This window comes from Sporacetigenium mesophilum DSM 16796 (assembly GCF_059569055.1).
The window spans coordinates 532,674-554,600 of record NZ_JCANUR010000001.1; the positions used below are offsets into that span (position 1 = coordinate 532,674).

The window sequence follows — 21,927 nt, forward strand, 5'->3', positions numbered from 1 at the left end:
TAGACAACATAAATAGAAGGGAGTAAACTACTTGTATTTTAAATATGTAGCAAACTTATACGACTATTACAATAAAGATATATATAATTCAAATATAGATTTTTTGAAAAGTCGCCAAGGTAATAATGAACAAAATGGAACAACGGAATTGACACAACCATCAGAGGAATTTACAGGTGAAGAAGGAATATATGATGTACCTATACACAAAATTATATCTGATTTAAAATACGGAAGAATTGTGGAAATATCTATGAAAGCATATAACGGCAAGTATGTAACAGCAGTAAATGGGGGAGGAGGAATTGTATGGGCAAATCAAGATACAATAACCGAAGAAGCGGTTTTTAAAATAATTCCTCAAGGGATAGAAAGAGATAAGGTAGTTATACGAACATCTAAAGGATATTTTTTAAATGCAGAAGGTGGAGGGGGATTTTCATTAAATGCTAATAAGACATATATAGATGAAGATACAAAATTTCAGGTAATACCTTTATACCCTGATAAGTTTGCACTTAGAACTAGAAAAGGATATTACGTACTAGTAGAACCTGGGGTGTCTAGTATATTAAGAGCAGATAGTCTTTCAATAGGCATATGGGAAACCTTTACATTAGTGGAACTAGAATAAATATATAAGAAAGGATTGTATAAATTATGCAAGATGGATTTTTAACTGTATCAGTTGTTGAGAGAAACACTAATAGACCAGTACAAGATGCAATAGTTAGTATATATACTATACCTAATGATTCATCAAGTAGCTCTACTACAATCTATCAAAATTTAACAACTAATATATCAGGTCAAGTTACTGGATTAATTTTATCTGCACCAGATTTAATATACTCACAGCAGCCTTCTGATGTAAGACCTTACAGTAGATATGTGGTAGAGGTAAAAAAAGATGGTTATGAAACAACAATTATAAATGGATCTCAAGTTTTTGCTACTGTTGAAGGAAGGCAACCTATTACTTTAGATCCAAAAGAAAGAAGCCCACTTCTTTATAAACGTCAAAATGAAGAAATTTATGTTATAGATGAAATTACACTATATGGAAATTATCCACATAAAATACCTGAAGATGATTTAAAACCTATTCCGCCACCAACAGGATTTGTAGTTTTAGATAACCCTGTAGTTCCCGAATTTATAGTGGTTCATGATGGGCTTCCTGAAGATTCATCTGCACCAAATTATTGGATATATTTTAAAGATTATATAAAAAATGTAGCATCATCGGAGGTATATGCAACTTGGCCAGACCAAACCATATATGCAAATGTATTAGCAATAATATCATTTACTCTAAATAGAGTATTTACAGAGTGGTATAGAAACCAAGGATATAACTTTACTATAACATCAACTACAGCTTACGATCATAAATTTGTGTATAAAAGAGATATATTCAATACTATAAGCTTGGTTGTTGATGAAATATTTAATACTTATATAGAAAGACCTCCAGGTGCTAGGCAGCCTCTTTTAGCTCAATATTGTGATGGGGCTAAGTCTCAATGTCCAGGCAAAATGACCCAATGGGGTAGCAAAGCTCTAGGTGATCAAGGATTGAGCTATGAACAAATACTAAAATCTTTCTATGGAAGTAATTTAGTGCTTAAAAAAGCAGAAATAGTTACAGGAGTTCCAGTTTCTTATCCTGGTTCAGAACTTAGAGTAGGGTCCACTGGTAAACATGTAAGAGTTATACAACAGCAACTAAATACTATAGCCGACGTCTATTCTGTAATACCAAAGGTAAGAGAAGATGGCATTTATGGCCCTTCAACAGAAGGAGCAGTTAGAGTTTTTCAGAGGATATTTGGATTGCCACAAACGGGAATAGTTGATTTTAAAACTTGGTATGAAATATCTCGTATATATACAGCTGTAACTAAAATAGGAGAGTTTATAGTTTAATACTACTAAATAAATTGGAAGAAAAGCACACTATATCTTTTTAAAACATATTATAAAATATGTAACAAATTTATAAAAATATGTTAAGAAAGGATAGTATAAACTATGCAAGATGGTTTTTTAACCGTATCGGTTGTAGATAGAGTAACCAATAGGCCTATCCAAGATGCGCTAGTTAGTATATATAGCATACCTGATGAAGCTACAGAGACGACTACCCAAACTATAGTATATGAAAATTTACCAACTGACATATCGGGTCAAGTTACTGGATTAACTTTACTTGCACCAGATTTGATATACTCACAAGCACCTTCTGATGTAAGACCTTATAGTAGGTATATTGTAGAGGTAAAAAAAGATGGATATGAAACAGTTATTATAAATGGGTGCCAGGTTTTTCCTGTTGTTGAAGGAAGGCAACCAGTTGCAATGGAACAAAGAGAAAGAAGCTTACTTCTTTATAAACGCCAAGCTGAAGAGATTTTACTTATAGATGACAACACACTATATGGAAATTATCCACCTAAAATACCTGAAGCTGACTTAAAACCTCTTCCACCTCCAACAGGATTTGTTGTTTTAGATAACCCTGTAGTTCCTGAATTTATAATTGTTCATGATGGACTTCCTACAAATACATCTGCTCAAAATTATTGGATGTATTATAAAGACTATATAAAAAATGTAGCATCATCTGAGATATATTCAACTTGGCCAACGGCAACAATATATGCAAATGTAATAGCAATAGTATCATTTACTTTAAATAGAGTATTTACAGAGTGGTATAGAAATCAAGGATATAACTTTACTATTACATCAACTACAAACTTTGACCATAAATTCATATATGGAAGAAACACCTTTGACACAATAAATGTTGCTGTTGATGAGGTATTTAATACATTTATAAAAAGACCACCAACTGCTAGACAGCCACTTTTGGCTCAATATTGTGACGGGGCTAAGTCTCAATGTCCAGGCCAAATGACTCAATGGGGTAGTAAAGCATTAGGAGACCAAGGAAGAACTTCTGACCAAATATTGAAATCTTTTTATGGAAATAATTTAACCTTCGCAACAGCACAAGTAGTTACTGGTGTTCCAATTTCTTATCCAGGTTATGCACTTACATTATGGTCTAGTGGTGCACCTGTAAGAACTATACAAGGACAGCTAAACGCTATAGCTAATTCTTATTCTGCAATACCAAGATTAAGAGTAGATGGTATATATGGACCTGCAACACAAGAGTCAGTTAGAACTTTCCAAAAAGTATTTGGTCTACCACAATCAGGAATAGTAGATTTTAAAACTTGGTTTGAAATATCTCATATATATACAGCTGTAACTAAAATAGCAGCACTTTAATTATATACAACAAAGCCTCTCCTAACTTAGTTAGAAGAGGCTTTTGTTCTTAAATAGCCAATATTTATTGATTTTTGTTTTCTTTTTCTTTGTTATTTCCTTTATTATTTTCTTTAACTTTTTCAGTTTTTTCTACTTTAACTTTATTTACTACTTTATTAGTATTTTCTTTAACTTTTTCAACTTTTTCTACTTTAACCTTTGTAGCTTTAGATTTTGTTTCATCATTAGTTACTTGTGGATTTTCATCAGTATTTACAATTTCTTCAGTTTCAGCTACATCTTCTTCATTTATTTCTTTTTTAGCTTTATTTCCTTGGTTTAATTTAACTGCTTCTTGCTTTTTAGTAAAAGCTAATTTAAATTCTTCTTTTTTTGCAGTGTATGCAGCTTCTTTTTCTTGTAATGTTGCTTCTAAACTTGCTAAAGCTTCTTCATCTGAAGATTTTGTAGCTTTTTTGTATTGAACTTTAACGCTGTGTAATTCTTTTCTTGCAGTGTTAAGTTCATGTCTTTTTTGAACCATATTTCTAACTGCTTCTTTTTTAGCTGTTTGCATTGCTATAACTGAAGCTAATTTTTCTTTTGTTGCTTCATCTTGTACATCTTCAGATACATTATCTAAAATATCCGTAGCTTCTTCTTGTGTATCTATTATTTCAGAAGCTATATCTTCAACAACTTGAGTATCTTCTTCTGTAGTTTCTTCAGTAGCCTCTACTTCTTCAGTATTTGTTGAATCTTCTGAAGTAGTTTCTTCTGTATTAGCTATATCTTCTGCTATTTGAGTAGCTTGGTCCATATTTTCAGTATAAGCATCTAAAGCTTCGTTAGCTAATTCAGTTTTTCCTTCTTCCATCATATATTCACTTTCTCCAAGTCTTTCCTGAGCTATTTGTATTAATAACTTAGCCATTTCTTCATCATTTGTAGTAAACTTCATTTTGAAATCTTCCATTTTAAGATCTAACTTATAAAGTACGTTAGTAGGAGTTATACCTGCTGCGTCCTTAAAAGTTAATTCATCTGCATATACAGAATTAGTTGTCATTGCTAGTAATGATGCTGTAAGTAATGTTGTTAGTTTTTTCATTTTAATCCTCCTAAGTTAACTGCTAAACTTGAGCAACGGACCTGCTTTTTAAGGTCGTTGGCGACATGAGCGTAGCGAATTTTATATATTTTTCTCTGCCTATATATACGGGGAGAGTTTTATAATTTTAGGAGGTATTTATAAAAAAAAGACTAGAAAGGTTTTCTAGTCTTCACCTCTAAGGGTGTTTTCAATTTCTTGGAATACTTGGTCATATCCAAATAAATTTCCTACACTTGTTCCAACTAAATCTGATTTTCCAGATGATATTCCTTCATATAGACTTTCATAGTTTTGCTTATAAAGTTCGATTGTTTCTAAAAATCTTTTGTGAATATCAGCATACTTTTCAGGTACTTCACCAGTATAATTATATGAATTCAACTGAGCGAGTCTTAAATCAATTGGTTTTCTATTTTTTTCTGGATTAGTCTTATCAAAGGCAAATTCTATAGGATAATCGTCTTCAATTTTTTGAAATTTATCAATGAATATTATAATATATTGTTTATATTGATCTTCTGTTGGATCATGTTGTAGAGAATATGAACTTCTAAAGCCAAAACCAATTAGAGTTATAGTTGCTACTAAAGTTAATGCTATTAATATAGATTTTTTATTAAACATAATAATGTCTCCTTTTTTGTATATTTCTATAATATTTTTTGCAAAGTATGATTTTATATACATAACATATTTTTCTTGTGAATTTTGACTGTCAAAATAAAATATAGTATATAATTATAATATGGACAAGAAAAAATAGGCAAAAACGGAGGAATTAAATTGGAAAAATTATATTACAATGATCAATACATAAAAGAATTTACAGCAGAAATAGTTGATATAAAAGAAATAGATTCTAAGTTTCATGTTGTATTAGATAAAACTGCATTTTTCCCAGGTGGCGGAGGACAATTTGGTGATAGCGGGAAAATAGATATTCATGAAGTTATAGATGTATACGAAGAAAATGGGTTAGTTTATCATGTAGTAGAAAAAAACCCAATAAAAATACATAAAGTAAAATGCTATATAGATTGGGAAAAAAGAGAAGATGGAATGCATCAACATTTTGGGCAACATATATTATCAGCTTGTTTTGTAAAGTTGTTTAATGTAGGTACTGTAGGTTTTCATTTAGGAAAAGAAGTTAGTACAATAGACATAATAGGTCAGTTTGATGAAGAAAAAATAAGAGCAGTAGAAAGATATGCAAATGAAATAATAGGTGAAAATATAACTACAGAGTTTTTAGTTCCTTCGAGAAAAGAATTAAAAAAGATGGGGCTTAAAATAGATATTTCTAAAATTGATGAAGAAATAAGAGTTGTTAAAATTGATGACTTAGATGTGAATCCTTGTTGTGGAATACATCCAAGATCAACTTTAGATGTTAGAATGATAAAAATCAAAAAATACGAAAAATATAAGCAAGGTATGAGAATAGAGTTTTTAGCAGGTAATAGAGCTATAAATTATTCTATTGAAAAAGATAGTATATTAACTGAAATATGTAGATATTTAAGTTGTAGTGATAAAGATGCAATAAGAGGGATTAATAGCTTAAATGATAAGTTACAAAGTACCCTTGTTCAAAAGAGAAAAATTGAAGAAGAATTATTGAATTATCAAATTAAAGAAATGATAGAGACGTCTCAAAGAATTGGAGATATTTCTGTAGTTAAGAAAGTTTATGAAGATAAGAATGTTAAAGAAGTAGGAAAAGTAGCATCAAAAATAGTAGAACATGAAAATGTTATAGCTTTAATGGTTGCTAAAGGCGACGAAAAAGTTAACTTCATTTTTGCTTGTTCAAAAAATATAAAAAATATAAGTATGAATGACTTATTAAAAGATGCCTTAACCTTAGTAGATGGTAGAGGGGGAGGAAGTCCTTTCTTAGCACAAGGGGGCGGAAACAACAACGGAAATATAGATTCTGCAATGGACTATGCATTTATGAAAATTAGTAATACCCTAAACAATAAACAATAAATAATAAATTAAAGTCTAGGTGTAAAATCACCTAGACTTTTTTCTCTTAAAATATGGTCTAGTTGTATATAACTAAATTTCACCTCTAAGAGCATCTTCAATTTGTTGGAATATAAAATCATATCCATATAAATTTCCTACACTTTCTCCAATTAATTGAGAATTACCAGATGATATTCCTTCATATAGACTTTCATAGTTTTGTTTATATAGATTAATTGTATCTAGCAGTTGTCTGTTAATATCAGTATACTTTGTAGGTATTTCATTTGAATAATTAAATTCATTTAGCTTATTAAGTCTTAGATCTATAGGTTTTCTGCTTTCCTCTGGATTATCCTTATTAAAGGCAAATACTATAGGGTATGTTTCTTCTACATTCTGAAATTCATCAATAAATTTTAAAACGTATTGTTTATATTCTTCTTCACCTGTACCGTTTTGTAAAGAATATATATTTTTAAAGCTAAAACCAAGTAGAATTACAGTTACTACAAGAGTTAATGCTGTTAAAGTTGATTTTTTATTAAACATAATAATGTCTCCTTTTTATATATTCTGAAATATTTTTTGTAAAATATAATTTTATATACATAACATATTTTACTTATAATTTTTGATTTTCAAAATAATATATAAAGCTCCTAAGTAATTAATTTGAATTATATAGGAGCTTTATTCTAATCCATTATGTAGTTATAATTATCCAAAATATACTTTGGAAGTTCCATACGAGCTGTCATCAATGGATCGACAACTTGACATATTTTTAAATCACCAACTAAAGACAACAAAGTACCAGCTTCATAAGCATCCATTTTTAATTCATTTACTAAAAATTTATACATATGAATAGTAGCGGTGTGAGCTGCTTCATCTAATGTTTTTTTAGAAGCGATAGTCATAATATGGTCGCCTTCAACAACCATAGGTAGTGGAAGTGCTTTACCTTTAATTATATCAACTTTCACAGTTACTTCTCCAGATACTTCTAATCCGCATATAACTATTTCTCCATCAGCCATGACGGCGTGTAAATCTCCTATTGATAATAACGCACCTTTAGTATGTACTTGTAAATATACAGTAGAACCTTTTATTATTCTTTTGCAATCCATATTTCCACCATGTGTATCTGGAATAGTAGTTTTTATTTCACCATCATAAGGCGCAACACCTATAACTCCAATCATTGGATTTATCGGCATTTGGATTTTATCATTAAAAATAACTTTATCGTTTTCTATAGGAATAATTCTTGATTTTGTTTCGTAATAAAACTCACCTAAAACGCCACTATCAGGTCTTACAGTCATAACACCATGATCGTTTATCTTGATATCAATAATTTCTATTTTTAAAATATCTCCAGATTCTGCTTCATCAATATATAAGGGACCGGTAGCAGGGTTGTTAAGCTCTCTTTTTATAGTACTAAATGGCTGATCTTCACTTTTAATTTGGTCGTTATAGCAATCATATGTTTCAAATATAACAGTATCTCCTGAATGTACTTTTAGAGCTGGCTTGTGATCTTTTGACATTGTATATATACAATCTTCTTTTTTTATTTTCTTCAATTTAAACCCTCCCATAATAGAGTATATAAATAATTATAAACATTCATTTTAGAATATATTTAGCTTATTAGGTATTTTTTACATTAATCCTTTAAATTATATCATTTATCAACTAAGTAGTTCATATTTGACATAAACTATTTAACCCCTTAGAATTAATATAAAAAACATTGTTACAAAGGGGAAACAGGTATGTCAATTACCGTATTAGAAGCAACAAAGTTAGAGACATTCAAAAACTTTAGATTAGTAGCAGGGCATCGTGGTCTTGATAACATTGTAGAGAAAATTGGAATACTTGATTGGGAGTTTATTACAAAATTAGAAGGACACTTTATAGAAGGTGAGTTTGCCAAGGGAGAATTTGTACTTAGCAGTTTGTTATTTGCAAAAGATAAGCCAGATTTAGTTATTGAAGCAGTAAAATATTTAGTAGAAAGTCAAGTGAGTGGTTTGGCTATAAAAAATATTTATTATAACGATCTTCCTATTGAAGTAATTAATTATGCGAATGAAAAATCGATTCCTATATTCATTTTTGACAATAGTGTATACTTTGAAGATATTATTACTCAAACAATGGATAAAATAAGGTCTATAAATAATTATGAGCTACTTGAAACCAAAGTTGATCTGCTTATTAAAATGAATCTTAACAAAGCATTAATAAGGGATATAGCCTTTGAAATAAATAGCAGCTTTAAAGAATGTATTTTTGTTTTGTACATTAAAGAAAAAAAGTTTATTGAAGATAATAATATAATTTTAATAATAGAAAGATTAAAGAGAAATAAAATTACTAGTCTTTATGATTCTGTTTTAAAATACGGAAATGGAATTTTAATAATATCTACTTTTGAAAAACTTGAAGAGAAAGATTATAAGAACAAAGTTAATTACTTATTAAAAACTATTGGAATATACAATAAAGAATATTACATTGGCATTAGCAATTTGCATAAAAGCCTAAGTGAACTTGGCAATGGGATAAATGAAAGTATTTTTGCACAAAGAACTGGAGAGGTTTCTTCAAATAGCTTTAATTATTTTAGTGATATTGGTGTCTATAGCATTCTTATGCCATATATGAATGATACTTGGGTTCGTAATTTCCATAATAGAATAATAATGCCCATCAAAAGTTATGATGAAAAATACAATGGAGAATTGTTTAATACAGCAATTAAATATATTGAAAATGACGGAAAAATAAACGAAACTGCTAGCGAACTTTTTTTACATAAAAATACAATTAGATATAGAATAAATAAAATAAAAGAATTACTGAATATGAATGACTGTGAGGGAAGTTTTCACGAGCAACTTTCAATAGCAATAAAGTTATATAAAATTTATAATATATAGGCTATATAATCTATATAATAATATATTACATAAATTTGTTTTGTATAAAGTACAAAAAAATCTGTGTTTATTCATATTTTATACAAAGACATAAAATCTAATATTGTAGTATTATAATAATATAAGATTTATTATAAATTCTATATAAAGGGGGAAATGAAATGAGTAATAAAACATTACGCGCTAATATGCTCTTATTACTTACTGCAGCTATATGGGGGTTTGCATTTGTTGCACAAAGAGTAGGGTCTCAGTATGTAGGAGCATTTACTTTTAACGGGATAAGATTTGCTATTGGGAGTCTTTCACTTATTCCATTAATAATTTACTTTGATAAGAAAAAGAAAAATGAAAATATCGAGGATAAAACTATAGAAGAAGTTCCTAAGAAATCAATTTTACCTGGAGTAATAGTTGGGGTTGTACTCTATATAGCTGCAACACTGCAACAAGTTGGTCTTATTTATACAACTGCTGGAAAAGCAAGCTTTATTACAGGACTTTATATGGTTTTTGTACCAATCATAGGAATATTTTTAAAACAAAAAATTGGAAAGAACTCATGGATAGGAGTAGGCCTGGCAGTTATTGGTCTATATCTATTAAGTGTAAATGAAAATTTTAATATAAGTTATGGAGATTTACTTGAGGTTATAGGATCTGTATTCTGGGCTATACACATTTTGACAATAGATCATTTTTCTAATAAAATGGATTCTTTAAAATTATCATGTATTCAATTTGCAACATGTTCAGTATTAAGTTTGATAACAGCTGTAATGTTTGAAAGTATTACTATGACCGGAATATCACAGGCTTTAATTCCGATACTTTACGGGGGTCTTTTATCAGTAGGGGTAGCGTATACCCTACAAGTTGTAGCCCAAAAGAATGCTAAGCCATCTCATGCAGCTATAATATTAAGTATGGAATCAGTGTTTGGTGCTATAGGCGGTGCAGTTTTACTTGGAGAAGTTATGAGTGGAAGAGGATATATAGGTTGCATTCTTATACTTATAGGAATACTTGTATCACAGATAAAAATTACTCCTAAAGAAGCGGAATTAATTGAATAATAAATATAACCACTTAGTATAGTAACTCACTATATTAAGTGGTTTTTTAAACTTATTTATTGGTAATACAATTACTGATAATAATAAAATAGGACTATAAGATAAGTTTTTGTAACTAAATAATAAATATAAAAATATTATAATTTAGGGCTTTCTCTTAAAGCTTATCTAGAAACTTAATACAGGGGGTAAAATATGAAAATATGTATAAATCCAGGTCATACTTTAAATTCAGCCGGTAGTGGAGCTATAGGTATAAAAGTTGAAAGCACAGAAAATAGAAAGGTAGCAGATGAAGTTATTAAGTTATTAAAACAAGAAGGTCACACAGTAATAGAGTCTAGAGTAGATAATGCTAGTTCACAAAATGAATATCTTAAGAAGTGTGTTGAGCCAGCCAATTCAAATAATTGTGATTTATTTGTAAGTATACATTTTAATGCTTTTAACGGTAGAGCATTTGGTACTGAAGTTCTTGTTTATTCAGAGAGTTCTAAAGCTAAGGATGAGGCACAAAGAATATGTAATAAAATAAGTAGTTTAGGGTATAAAAATAGAGGAGTTAAGATAAGATCAGATCTATATGTTTTAAAACATACTAAAATGCCTTCATTACTTGTTGAGTGTTGTTTTATAGATAATCTTGGGGATATGAATATATACAATCCTGAAGATATGGCAAAGGCCATTGTAGAAGGAATACTTAATAAAGAAATAAAGGATAAAGTAGTAGAAGAAAAGCCTAAGGATGAAGGTGTAGTTTATAGAGTAGTTGTAGGTTCTTTCAAAGATAAAGAAAATGCAGATAAGATGCTTGAAGAAGTTAAAAACAAGGGATATAAAGATGCTTTTATAGTTACAAGCAAAATTTAAATTAAAAGCCCATTATAGGGCTTTTTAATTTTGATTAAGTTTATTAGTAAGTTTTTATGATACAATAGTATTAGAATATCTAAGTCTTTTAATAAATAACTGAAAAATTAAATTGAACAGGAGTTTTTACATGAATAAGAATACGGCAAATAAGTTAGGGACAGAAAGTGTAGGAAAATTATTGCTGAGTCTAGCACTACCAGCAATTATAGCACAAATTGTTAATATGCTTTATAACGTTGTGGATCGGATTTATATAGGGCATATACCAGAAATAGGATCAACTGCTTTAACTGGTGTTGGTGTGACATTTCCTATTATAATGGTTATTACAGCTTTTAGCTCACTAATAGGAATGGGTGGGGCTCCAAGAGCAGCAATAAAAATGGGAGAAAAAAAAGATTATGAAGCTGAGGAAATTTTAGGGAATTGTTTTTTATCATTAATAATTCTTTCAATAGCACTAACAGTTATATTACTTGCTTTTGGTAAAAAATTATTAATGATGTTTGGTGCAAGTAATGAAACTATTATCTATGGACTTCAATATTTAAATATATATGTAATTGGAACAATATTTGTAATGATTACATTGGGATTAAATACTTTTATATCGACGCAGGGGTTTGCTAAAGTTAGTATGATGACAGTGTTAATCGGTGCTGTTATTAATATAATTCTTGACCCAATTTTAATATTTGGTTTTAATATGGGAGTTAGGGGTGCAGCTATTGCAACAGTAATATCTCAAGCTTGTTCTGCCATATGGGTTCTTAGATTTATGTTAGGTAAAAAAACTAAATTAAGAATTTATAAGAAAAATATGAAATTAAGAAAAGAAATTATAATTCCCGTGCTTTTATTGGGAAGTTCTCCTTTTATAATGCATAGTACTGAAAGTCTTTTAAATATTGCTCTAAATTCTTCATTACAAAGATATGGAGGAGATATTGCAGTTGGAGCAATGACAATTATGGCAAGTTTGATGCAATTAATATTTCTACCTTTAACTGGATTAACCCAAGGATCACAGCCAATAATTAGTTATAACTATGGAGCTAAAAATTATGACCGTGTTAAAGCTACATTTAAATTGCTTATTATATCAGCTTTGACTTTCTCAATTGTTTTATGGGCATTTATGATGTTATTCCCACAATTCTTTGTATCTTTATTTAGTAAAGATCCTAAGCTTATGGAACTTACATCATGGGCAATGAGAATTTATCTGGGAGCAGGGTTAGTTCTTGGAGCTCAAATTGCCTGTCAACAGACTTTTATAGCAATTGGGCAAGCAAAAGTTTCCCTTTTCCTTGCATTACTTAGAAAAATAATTTTATTGATACCAATGATATATATTCTACCAAATTTCTTTTCAGACAAGGTATTTGCAGTATTTTTCGCAGAACCTATATCAGACATTATAGCGGTTGGCACCACTGTTATTGTTTTTGCAAGTCAGTTTAAAAAGTTATTATCTGAAGAAAATTACTTAGAACAAATGCCTATGGCGCAATGTGGTTATGAAGGGGTCTATAAACCAATAGAAGAAAAATCAAAAAAAGATATATAAAATAGAATATATTAGAAATATTAAAGGAGAGTGTGAACTCTCCTTTTTAAATATTATAATGAAATAAGATAAATGAAACTTTACAACTTCTTTACAACTTAGAGATAATTATTGAATAACTTATAATTAAACTTAAAGTAGTATACGGAAAAGGAGGACACTATGAAAAGCATATTAGTTGTTGAAGATGATAAGGCTATATCAAATTTAATATACTTAAATTTAGATGTAGCAGGATATAATAGCAGACAAGCATATAGCAGTAATGAAGCACTTAAAATACTAGAAAATCAGACATTTGATTTGATTCTCCTAGATGTAATGCTACCTGATATGGATGGATTTGAGCTTATAGAAAAAATTCGTCCTTTAAATATACCTGTAATTTTTATAACTGCTAAAAATGGGCTATCTGATAAGGTAAAAGGTCTTAAAATTGGAGCGGAAGATTACGTAGTTAAGCCTTTTGAGGCAATGGAACTTCTTGCACGAATAGAGGTTGTATTAAGACGCTACAGCAGTAATAATAACTTAATAAAATGTGATGATTTAGAAATAGATGAAGAAAAGAGACTTGTAAGAAAAAATGGGGAAATAGTAGATTTGGCTCTTAAAGAATATGAACTTCTTTTATTGCTTGTTCGTAATAAAAATAAGGCACTTACAAGAGAAAAAATTTTAGAACTTGTGTGGGATTATGATTACTTGGGAGAAACAAGAACTGTAGATATTCATATACAAAAGCTTAGAAAAAAACTAGATTGGGCTAATAAAATCGTTACAGTGTATAAGTTTGGATATAGATTGGAGATCAAATAATGAAATTGTGGCACAAAATATTTATTTGCACCTTTATATTATTTGAATTGGTGTTTAATATAAGTATACCATTTCTTATTCAATATACTTTTAATCAAAATTTAGAAAAAGAAATAGAACGTGGACTTACTGAACAACTTATCTTGCACACAAGCCTTCACGCAAATAGTCAAATTGCAAGTGATACATTTGAATATTCACAGGACTTATTGACAATCTTTTTAAAAATGACATTTCAGGCAAATACTCAGTATTTTGACAAAAAAGGTGTTTTCATAGAAGTTCTAGATGAGAAAAATAGTCCTATTTACTCAAATTTTAACTATAAATATGATAAAAAACGGGCTGAATTAGATATTTCTCTAACTAATACTCGTAATTATATTATTCGAGATGTTAAAGACAAAAGCTTTTTATTTGTAACCAATGGATTGAAGATTAAGGATAAGACTTATAAATTCACTTATATAAGAGATATTTCAAGTGTATATGATGACCGAAGTGGCCAATATAAGTTATTTTTAAAAATTAATATAATAATAGCACTATTATTAGCTGCTGCCTTATATGTACTAACAAGATATTTTACTAGACCTATAACAATTCTTACAAAATCAACTCAAAAAATTGCTAGAGGTGATTTTTCTGAAAGAGTAAAAATTGAATCTACAGACGAAGTAGGATTGCTAGCAGAAAACTTTAATATAATGGCAGAAGTAGTAGAAGATAAGATAAAAGAATTAGAAAATAATGCAAATATTAAACAACATTTTATTGAATCTTTTACCCATGAATTAAAAACACCTCTAACGTCTATAATAGGCTACGCTGATTTTTTAAGGTCTACAAAATATAATGAAAAAATTTATTATGAGTCACTAGATTATATTTATAGTGAAGGTAAGCGTCTTGAGGCCCTATCTTTTAAACTCATGGATTTAATACTTATAAAAAAACAAGATTTTAAAATGAAAGAAGAAGACCTCTTTATATTATGTAATGAAACGGCAGAAATCCTTAAGCCTAGACTTGATAGCAAAACTATTTCACTAAACCTCAATTTGCAGCATTGCAAAGCTAATGTTGACAAAGATTTGTTCAAAATCCTAATTACAAATTTAGTAGACAATGCAGTAAAAGCATCTAAAGAAGGTAGCAACATAAATTTAAACTTGAAAAAGGAAAATGATAAAATTGCAATCCAGGTTATAGATAGTGGAATTGGAATATCTGAAAAAGATATTGAAAGTATTTTTGAACCATTTTTCATGGTTGATAAATCAAGAACAAGAGAAAATGGAGGAGCAGGTATAGGACTTGCTATTTGTGCAGAAATTGTAAAACTTCACAGTGGTGAAATTAAGGTAAGTAGCGAAATAGGGAAAGGTACGAAGTTCGAAATAAGCTTCTAACAAAAATTACAACTTCTTTACAAGTAATCCGTATTTATGAAATATCTGTTTTATATAATTAAAAATGTAGCTGGAAATGGCCAAATCCAAATATATAATAGAAGGAGTGTAATTTAGAAATGAATAATTTGAAAATCAACAAAAAAGTTATGAGTACTGTAATAACATCATTAATTGTAGTAGGAAGTATAAGTGGAGCGGTTTTTGCAGCACAAAATGATGATATAGTAGAAAAAGATGTACTTATGACTGTACAAGTCCAATCAAATGAAGATCCAGTAAATCCAGATGATGCTAATAGTGTACCAACTGAGGATGCAGCTATAATTAAAAAAGGTGAATCTCATGAGAATGAGGAATATTTCAATCAAACTAATATATCAGCTAAAGTAAATAAAGATGAAGCTATTATAATAGCTAAAGATGCTGTTAAGAATATATTTGAAATTAATGTAACCGTTGATGACAAGGCAATCCAAGCTGATTATTTTGATAAATCACATAATGATGCATCTTATAAAGGTAAATCCATTTGGGTTGTTTCTTGGAAGACACAGCCAAATACAAGTTATAATTCTAATAGTGTTTTCGTAGATGCAGAAACTGGAGAAGTACTTAGTATGTCTAGTAAAAAACCTAATCAATCAAACACAATTAAAGGATTAAGCAAAGCTGAGGCAGAGTCTAAGGTTGCTGAGTTTATTAAGTCAAAAAACTTAAATAACGGAGCAGCTATACAAGCAATTCAGTCTAATATAAGTTCTAAAGGTATAATAGAAGTTGAAGCTAAATTTGATAATGGAAAAGAAATAAATGTAGTAATAAGCTGTGCTACTAATGAAATTGTGTGTTGGTGGAAATAAGAATAGTTGGATATGCTTAATATAGTATTGAAATTAAGTATGAAATTTAAGGGGGGGAATTTTTCCCTCCTTTTTGCGTAATTTATAAAAACAAAAGAAAATTAGTGTATAATTAAAAAAGGATGGCAAGGTGATTAATTATAAGATATTAAAGGAGGGGTGAACAATGAGTTTCATTGAATCGATAAAAAATTATATAACTTTTAATGAGCAAGAAGAAAAAGATAAAGAAATAACTATAAAGTGTTTGGAGATGTTTGATGATATCCTAACAAGAGATAACGAAATAGTGCACATGACAAGTTCAGGGTTCGTAGTTAACAAAAATAGGGATAAAGTCTTAATGATACATCATAATATATATAACTCGTGGGCATGGACTGGGGGCCATGCAGACGGAGAAGAAGACTTATTGTATGTTGCACTTAAGGAAGTTGAAGAAGAAACAGGAGTAAAAAATCTTTATTCTGTAAGTAATGATATTTTATCCTTAGATATAATACCTGTACAAGGGCATATAAAAAATGGAAAATATGTATCTTCACATTTACATATATCAGTTGCTTATTTAATTGAGGCCGATGAAAATGAAGAGCTTATAGTTAAGCCTGATGAAAATAGTGGAGTTAAGTGGATACCTATAAAAGAAATAGATACATATTCAAACGAACCACATATGAAAAAAATATACAGTAAAATAGTATCTAAAATAGAAGAGTTAAAAATATAATTTAAGTATTAAAAATGGGGTGGATTTAATTCACCCCATTTTTAATTTATATTTCTTTTAAAAGTAATTCTTCTATATCTAGTCTTGGTCTTTGTGAAGGAAATTGATCTGGATAACCAACAGGTAATAATGCAACTATATCATGTCTTTCATCAAGTCCTAAAAGATTTTTTGCTTTTTCTTGATCAAACATCATAACCCAACAAGTACCAAGGCCTAAGTCAACAGCTCTAAGGGTTATATGATCAATTGCAATAGCTGCATTTAAGTTTAAATAAGCCTTCACAGAAGCTAGATCTGAAAATCTTGATTTCTTATTATCTGTACCTGGATCAGCACTGTTTTTCATACTTTCTAAAACTGAATCCATTGCTCTATTATCAACACAACATGCAATTACAACTGGAGCAGCTCCTACAAATGGAAGTGGAGTACATTCATTTAATTTTTTTCTTGCTTCTTTACTTTTTATAACTACATAACGTGTAGGCTGAATATTAATTCCAGATGGAGCAAATCTTCCTGCCTCAATTAGTTCAGTTATGTAGTTTTCTGGTACCTCATCAGATTTAAACTTTCTTATACTTCTTCTAGATTCAACTACGTCTAAAAATTCCATAAAAACACCTCTTTCTATATAGTACTTTATTATTTTATATATTAATTATATATTTATACCAAAAATTGTAAATAATAAATAATGATTTACAGGAAAATTATGGGTAATATAATATTGTATTATATATATTCTCTAGGATATGATATAGATATTAGGTAAAAATCAAAACAGACATTAACAAATAAAATAAGAAGGGAAGATTTATATGATAGCAATACATGAAAATTTATATCAATTTAGCAGTTATGTACCACCTATCGACCTTACGTTTCATCAATATTTATTACTAGCTGATGAAGCTGTTTTAGTACATACAGGAAATATTCAACAAGCAAAGGTATTAGTACAACAAATCAAAGATGCTTTAAATGGAAAAACATTAAAATATATATTAATTTCACATTTTGAATCAGATGAATGTGGAGGATTATCAGAAATATTAAAAGAATTCCCAGAAGCTAAGCCAGTATGTTCTGAAATTACAGCAAGACAGTTAAGTGGTTTTGGAATAGCAAATGATTTTATTGTTAAAAAGCCTGGTGAAAAACTAACTACAAATGATTATGAACTAGAATTTATAAGTTATGTTTCTGAAATGCACTTATGGGAAGGATTACTCATGGTTGAAAACAAAAACGGAATATTCTTCAGCAGTGATTTAATGTTTAGATTAGGTGAAGCAAGTGGCAAAGTAATACAAAGCCATTGGGAAAATGAAGTAAACAGTATTACTCATGAACAAATACCAGATCCTGATAAAAGATATGAAATTAAAGAAAATTTATTAAAATTAAAGCCTGAGTTTATAGCTACTGGCCATGGCCCATGTGTTAGACTATAAGTGATTTATTAAAAGGGGGATTACTATGTTTGAAAACAAGTTAAAAAGAATGCTTAAAGAGGGAAAATCTGCAATTGGTACATTTGTATCTATGAATAGTCATGACTTAGTTGAAATAATGGGATTAACAGGTTTTGATTTCGTTATAATAGATGCTGAACACGGACCAATGGATGCAGAAACAACTATGAATTTAATTCGTGCAGCCCAGCTTCACAACATGACACCTATTGTACGTGTTAGAGAAAATTCTGAAACAGTTATACTAAAACACTTGGATGTAGGAGCTCATGGTATACAGGTTCCTCAGATAAATAATGAAGAAGAAGCAAAGCTATTAGTACAAAGAGCAAAGTACAGTCCACAAGGTAAAAGAGGGGTAGCAATGCCAAGGTCTTCCGATTATGGACTATATCCAATAATGGACTACTTTGAAAAGTCAAATAAAGAAACAATGATTATATCTCACTGTGAGAATATAACTGCACTAGAAAATCTAGAAGATATAGCAAAAACTCCTGGAATAGATGTAATATTTTTAGGGCCATTTGATATGAGTCAATCCATGGGAATTCCTGGACAAGTTAAACATCCTAGAATCGAAGAAGCAGCACAAAGAGTATTGGACATTTGTAAAAAGTATGACAAGATACCTGGAATATTTGCCACGACTAGTGATGATGCAAAGAAAAGAATAGAGCAAGGTTTTAGATATGTTCCTATAGGAATGGACTGTACTTTAATAGGAAGTGCATTTAAGGAAATTGTAAATAAGGTTAAATAAATTTTAAAGCCTATATTCTTAATTACCTAGTAATTTTGAATATAGGCTTTGTTATATTATATTTCTTTTATAAGTACTTCTTCCATATCAAGTCTAGGTCTTTGAGATGGTGATTGATCTGGATATCCTACAGGAATTAATGCTACAACGTCATATCTTTCATCAAGTCCTAAAATATTTTTAATCTTTTCTTGATCAAACATCATAACCCAACAAGTTCCAAGTCCTAAATCAACAGCTCTTAAATTTATATGGTCAATTGCAATAGCAGCATTTAAGTTTAAATAAGCTTTTATAGTAAACTCATCCATATTTCCTCCTTTTTTAGCATCAGCACCAGGATCAACATCATCAAGTGGAGTGCCTACAAAAGCTTGAGCTTCTCTAAGTTCTTTCATTCTATCTCCAGTTTTAACTATAGATTGATTATCAACACAAACTGCAATTACCACTGGAGCAGCTCCTACAAAAGGAAGTGGAGTACATTCATTTAATTTTTTTCTTGCATCTTCACTTTTTATTACTACATAACGTGTAGGTTGAAGATTTGTTCCTGAAGGAGCTAATCTACCTGCATCTATTAATTCAGTTATATATTTTTGTGGTATTTCATCAGACTTAAACTTTCTTATACTTCTTCTAGATTCTATTGCATTTAATAATTCCATAAAAAAACCTCCAAGATTGATAAAGTTGTAGTTACTCTATTTATTTTATATACTAATTATATAGATATAGAATTCAATTTAATAGTATGCACTTTAAAGTAAGATACTATACAAACACTACTTCCAACATTAGAACAAATGCACAAATGGGCATTAGAAAATTTAGAAAAGTAAGAAGTTATATGCCAAATACTAAAAGTCCTTTTAAAAGGGCTTTTTTTAATATAAATAAGTCTGTATATAACAATCTGTTATGCTACATAAGACTTAGTTAATGGGAAAACGGTTAAGTATGTAATATAATTAACATATAGATTGAAATAAATTTAACAAAGTTAAAATTAACCTTTTTAAATATTAGTTTGTTGAATTTATTTTATCTTTTATGACATTAAAGGAATAGAACGAAAGGATAACAATTATGGAAAAAGAAAGTAAGAAGAGTACAACTGAAAAAATGTTGACGGTAGCTACTTGGGTTGTAATTTTAGGAACTTGGCACCTTATAAGTAAATTAGAGTTGGTTTCATCAGTTCTAGTTCCATCGCCATATGATGTATATGTTACTTTTTTAAAAATTTTGAAAGATGGTTACAATGGAGTTTCCTTATTAAGTCACCTTGGAGCTAGTTTTGAAAGACTATTTATAGCTTTAGGGGTTGCTATTATAACTGCAATTCCTCTTGGCTTATTAAGCGGATATTCTACAAAAGTTAGGGCGATTATTGATTCAGTAGTTGAGTTTTATAGACCACTACCGCCCCTTGCGTACTACACATTGCTTATTTTATGGTTTGGTATTGATAATACATCAAAAGTTACATTACTATTTTTAGCAGGTTTTGCTCCAATATATATTGCTTGTGTATCTGCTGTTACAAAGATAAATAAAGATTACATATTAAGTGCTAAATCATTAGGTGCAAGCCAAAATAACATTTTCTTTAAGATAGTATTGCCTGCATGTCTACCTGAGATTTTTACAGGGCTTAGGACAGCAGTAGGTGTAACATATACTACATTAGTTGCTGCTGAAATGGTAGCTGCAACATCGGGTATAGGTTGGATGGTATTAGATGCATCTAATTACTTAAAAAGTGATGTTATATTTGTTGGTATCTTAGTAATGGGAGTTACAGGCATATTAATGGATGTTGTGTTACGACATATAGAAAAGAAAATAGTGTTTTGGAAGGGTCATGTATAAAATTTTAGACAAAAAAGAGGAGGATCATTATGAAAGGTTTATGGAAAAAAGTAATTACAATGTTGTTAGTAGGAGTTATGGCAAGTTCACTTGCAGCATGTGGCAAAACTACAAAAGAATCAAGTGAAGTAGTAAAGTCTTCAACATCTTTACCTAAGGAAATTAATTTTGGTATTCTTAGAGTTCCTAACGATGAGACTTTGGCAATAGCAGAAGGACTATTTGATAAGTATTTTACAGAAAAAGGTATTAAATGTAACTTTATTGTGTTTGACTCAGGGGTTGATGCTAATAAGGCATTGGCATCTGGAAGTATCGACTTTGCTACAATGGGAAATACAAATGGTATCGTAGCAAAATCTTTGGGAATTGACGTAGAAATGATTTGGATACATGAAGCCCTTGGAGAAATTGAAGGTTTAGCAGTTAAAAATGGTTCAGGTATTAACAAAATAGAAGACCTTGTTGGGAAAAAAGTTGCTACGCCTTTTGCATCTACATCACATTACAGTTTATTAAATGCTCTTAAAAACGCTGGAATTGATGATAAAGTACAACTTTTAGATATGCAAACAACAGAAATTGTCGCAGCTTGGGAAAGAGGAGATATCCAAGCTGCTTATACTTGGCAACCATCTCTTGGGAACCTATTAAAAGATGGAAAAATGATTGTTTCAAGTGAAGACATGGCAAAAGAAGGCTATATAACAGCTAATATAGATTTAGTAAGAAAAGAATTTGCACAGCAATATCCAGATTTAGTAGCTGATTTTATATCTTGTTTAACAGAAGCAGCAGATATATACAGAGAAAATCCAGAAAAAGCAGCAGAAATTGTTGCTAAAGAACTTGAAATAACACCAGAGGATGCACTAATGCAGATGAAAGGTTCTATTTGGCTTATACCAGAAGAATTAATAGGTGAAGATTATTTTGGAACTAGTGAAAAGCCAGGTGCATTTGCAACTGTTATGAAAGATACATCAGATTTCTTAAAAGATCAAGGATCAATTAAAAATTCTCCTACACAAGAAGAGTTTAATGATTATGTAAATCCATTATATATTCAAAAATCAATAGAGAAGAATAATAAATAATTTGAAATTAGTCCACCCACTATATA

Annotated in this window: 22 protein-coding genes; 16 read left to right on the top strand and 6 right to left on the bottom strand. The window is 29.6% G+C overall.

Going from position 1 to position 21,927, the window contains the following annotated elements; all coding sequences use genetic code 11:
* Nucleotides 1-31 precede the first annotated feature (31 nt).
* The 3 genes from BS62_RS02710 (at nucleotide 32) to BS62_RS02720 (ending at nucleotide 3,303) form a co-directional block, all read left to right on the top strand.
* A complete protein-coding gene (locus BS62_RS02710) occupies nucleotides 32-634 on the top strand; it encodes a fascin domain-containing protein (RefSeq protein ID WP_496489699.1) in 603 nt (200 codons plus the stop codon).
* Nucleotides 635-660: 26 nt separating this feature from the next.
* Entirely contained in the window at nucleotides 661-1,929 is a 1,269-nt protein-coding gene (locus BS62_RS02715) for a peptidoglycan-binding protein (protein WP_496489700.1), read from the top strand.
* Nucleotides 1,930-2,034: 105 nt separating this feature from the next.
* A complete protein-coding gene (locus BS62_RS02720; RefSeq protein ID WP_496489701.1) occupies nucleotides 2,035-3,303 on the top strand; it encodes a peptidoglycan-binding domain-containing protein in 1,269 nt (422 codons plus the stop codon).
* Nucleotides 3,304-3,367: 64 nt separating this feature from the next.
* Here the strand turns inward: BS62_RS02720 and BS62_RS02725 are convergent, their stop codons facing one another.
* On the bottom strand, nucleotides 3,368-4,396 hold the full coding sequence (locus tag BS62_RS02725; RefSeq protein WP_496489702.1) for a DUF5667 domain-containing protein: 1,029 nt from the start codon (nucleotides 4,394-4,396) through the stop codon (nucleotides 3,368-3,370).
* Nucleotides 4,397-4,561: 165 nt separating this feature from the next.
* Nucleotides 4,562-5,023 (bottom strand): hypothetical protein, encoded by a 462-nt coding sequence (locus BS62_RS02730; protein ID WP_496489703.1) that lies wholly within the window; start codon nucleotides 5,021-5,023, stop codon nucleotides 4,562-4,564.
* 159 nt (nucleotides 5,024-5,182) lie between these two features.
* Here BS62_RS02730 and BS62_RS02735 point away from each other — a divergent pair, with 159 nt between their 5' ends.
* Nucleotides 5,183-6,394, top strand: a complete 1,212-nt coding sequence (locus BS62_RS02735; RefSeq protein ID WP_496489704.1) for a DHHA1 domain-containing protein — start codon at nucleotides 5,183-5,185, stop codon at nucleotides 6,392-6,394.
* A gap of 72 nt (nucleotides 6,395-6,466) precedes the next feature.
* On the opposite strand, the gene BS62_RS02740 is transcribed toward BS62_RS02735, so the two are convergent.
* Nucleotides 6,467-6,928: a hypothetical protein gene (locus BS62_RS02740; protein ID WP_496489705.1), complete on the bottom strand. Its 462-nt coding sequence runs from the start codon at nucleotides 6,926-6,928 to the stop codon at nucleotides 6,467-6,469.
* 146 nt (nucleotides 6,929-7,074) lie between these two features.
* Entirely contained in the window at nucleotides 7,075-7,974 is a 900-nt protein-coding gene (locus BS62_RS02745; protein ID WP_496489706.1) for an acetamidase/formamidase family protein, read from the bottom strand.
* 192 nt (nucleotides 7,975-8,166) lie between these two features.
* Between BS62_RS02745 and BS62_RS02750 the strand changes: the two genes are divergently transcribed.
* The 8 genes from BS62_RS02750 to BS62_RS02785 all read left to right on the top strand — a co-directional run bounded on the left by BS62_RS02750 (nucleotide 8,167) and on the right by BS62_RS02785 (nucleotide 16,685).
* Complete coding sequence (locus BS62_RS02750; RefSeq protein ID WP_496489707.1) at nucleotides 8,167-9,339, top strand: PucR family transcriptional regulator; 1,173 nt, start codon at nucleotides 8,167-8,169, stop codon at nucleotides 9,337-9,339.
* A 161-nt stretch (nucleotides 9,340-9,500) separates the two neighbouring features.
* Complete coding sequence (locus BS62_RS02755) at nucleotides 9,501-10,415, top strand: DMT family transporter (protein WP_496489708.1); 915 nt, start codon at nucleotides 9,501-9,503, stop codon at nucleotides 10,413-10,415.
* Between the two features lie 195 nt (nucleotides 10,416-10,610).
* Nucleotides 10,611-11,288, top strand: coding sequence for an N-acetylmuramoyl-L-alanine amidase (locus BS62_RS02760; RefSeq protein WP_496489709.1), 678 nt, complete (start codon nucleotides 10,611-10,613; stop codon nucleotides 11,286-11,288).
* Between the two features lie 130 nt (nucleotides 11,289-11,418).
* On the top strand, nucleotides 11,419-12,861 hold the full coding sequence (locus BS62_RS02765) for an MATE family efflux transporter (protein ID WP_496489710.1): 1,443 nt from the start codon (nucleotides 11,419-11,421) through the stop codon (nucleotides 12,859-12,861).
* A gap of 162 nt (nucleotides 12,862-13,023) precedes the next feature.
* Complete coding sequence (locus tag BS62_RS02770; RefSeq protein ID WP_496489711.1) at nucleotides 13,024-13,680, top strand: response regulator transcription factor; 657 nt, start codon at nucleotides 13,024-13,026, stop codon at nucleotides 13,678-13,680.
* Nucleotides 13,680-15,092 (top strand): sensor histidine kinase, encoded by a 1,413-nt coding sequence (locus tag BS62_RS02775; protein WP_496489712.1) that lies wholly within the window; start codon nucleotides 13,680-13,682, stop codon nucleotides 15,090-15,092. Before BS62_RS02770 ends, BS62_RS02775 begins: the two co-directional genes overlap by 1 nt.
* Before the next feature lie 119 nt (nucleotides 15,093-15,211).
* Complete coding sequence (locus BS62_RS02780; RefSeq protein ID WP_496489713.1) at nucleotides 15,212-15,955, top strand: PepSY domain-containing protein; 744 nt, start codon at nucleotides 15,212-15,214, stop codon at nucleotides 15,953-15,955.
* Nucleotides 15,956-16,121: 166 nt separating this feature from the next.
* Nucleotides 16,122-16,685 (top strand): NUDIX hydrolase, encoded by a 564-nt coding sequence (locus BS62_RS02785; protein ID WP_496489714.1) that lies wholly within the window; start codon nucleotides 16,122-16,124, stop codon nucleotides 16,683-16,685.
* A 46-nt stretch (nucleotides 16,686-16,731) separates the two neighbouring features.
* On the opposite strand, the gene BS62_RS02790 is transcribed toward BS62_RS02785, so the two are convergent.
* Nucleotides 16,732-17,304, bottom strand: coding sequence for a nitroreductase family protein (locus BS62_RS02790; protein WP_496489715.1), 573 nt, complete (start codon nucleotides 17,302-17,304; stop codon nucleotides 16,732-16,734).
* A 205-nt stretch (nucleotides 17,305-17,509) separates the two neighbouring features.
* Between BS62_RS02790 and BS62_RS02795 the strand changes: the two genes are divergently transcribed.
* Both BS62_RS02795 and BS62_RS02800 read left to right on the top strand, forming a co-directional pair.
* Complete coding sequence (locus BS62_RS02795) at nucleotides 17,510-18,145, top strand: oxygen-binding di-iron domain-containing protein (protein ID WP_496489716.1); 636 nt, start codon at nucleotides 17,510-17,512, stop codon at nucleotides 18,143-18,145.
* Between the two features lie 25 nt (nucleotides 18,146-18,170).
* Nucleotides 18,171-18,929, top strand: coding sequence for an HpcH/HpaI aldolase family protein (locus BS62_RS02800; protein WP_496489717.1), 759 nt, complete (start codon nucleotides 18,171-18,173; stop codon nucleotides 18,927-18,929).
* Between the two features lie 56 nt (nucleotides 18,930-18,985).
* Here BS62_RS02800 and BS62_RS02805 read toward each other — a convergent pair whose 3' ends face one another.
* The gene (locus BS62_RS02805; protein WP_496489718.1) at nucleotides 18,986-19,597 is read right to left on the bottom strand and encodes a nitroreductase family protein; all 612 of its coding nucleotides are present in this window, start codon (nucleotides 19,595-19,597) and stop codon (nucleotides 18,986-18,988) included.
* 421 nt (nucleotides 19,598-20,018) lie between these two features.
* Between BS62_RS02805 and BS62_RS02810 the strand changes: the two genes are divergently transcribed.
* Nucleotides 20,019-20,804, top strand: coding sequence for an ABC transporter permease (locus tag BS62_RS02810; RefSeq protein ID WP_496489719.1), 786 nt, complete (start codon nucleotides 20,019-20,021; stop codon nucleotides 20,802-20,804).
* A gap of 29 nt (nucleotides 20,805-20,833) precedes the next feature.
* Nucleotides 20,834-21,901: a taurine ABC transporter substrate-binding protein gene (locus BS62_RS02815; protein ID WP_496489720.1), complete on the top strand. Its 1,068-nt coding sequence runs from the start codon at nucleotides 20,834-20,836 to the stop codon at nucleotides 21,899-21,901.
* Nucleotides 21,902-21,927: the final 26 nt, after the last annotated feature.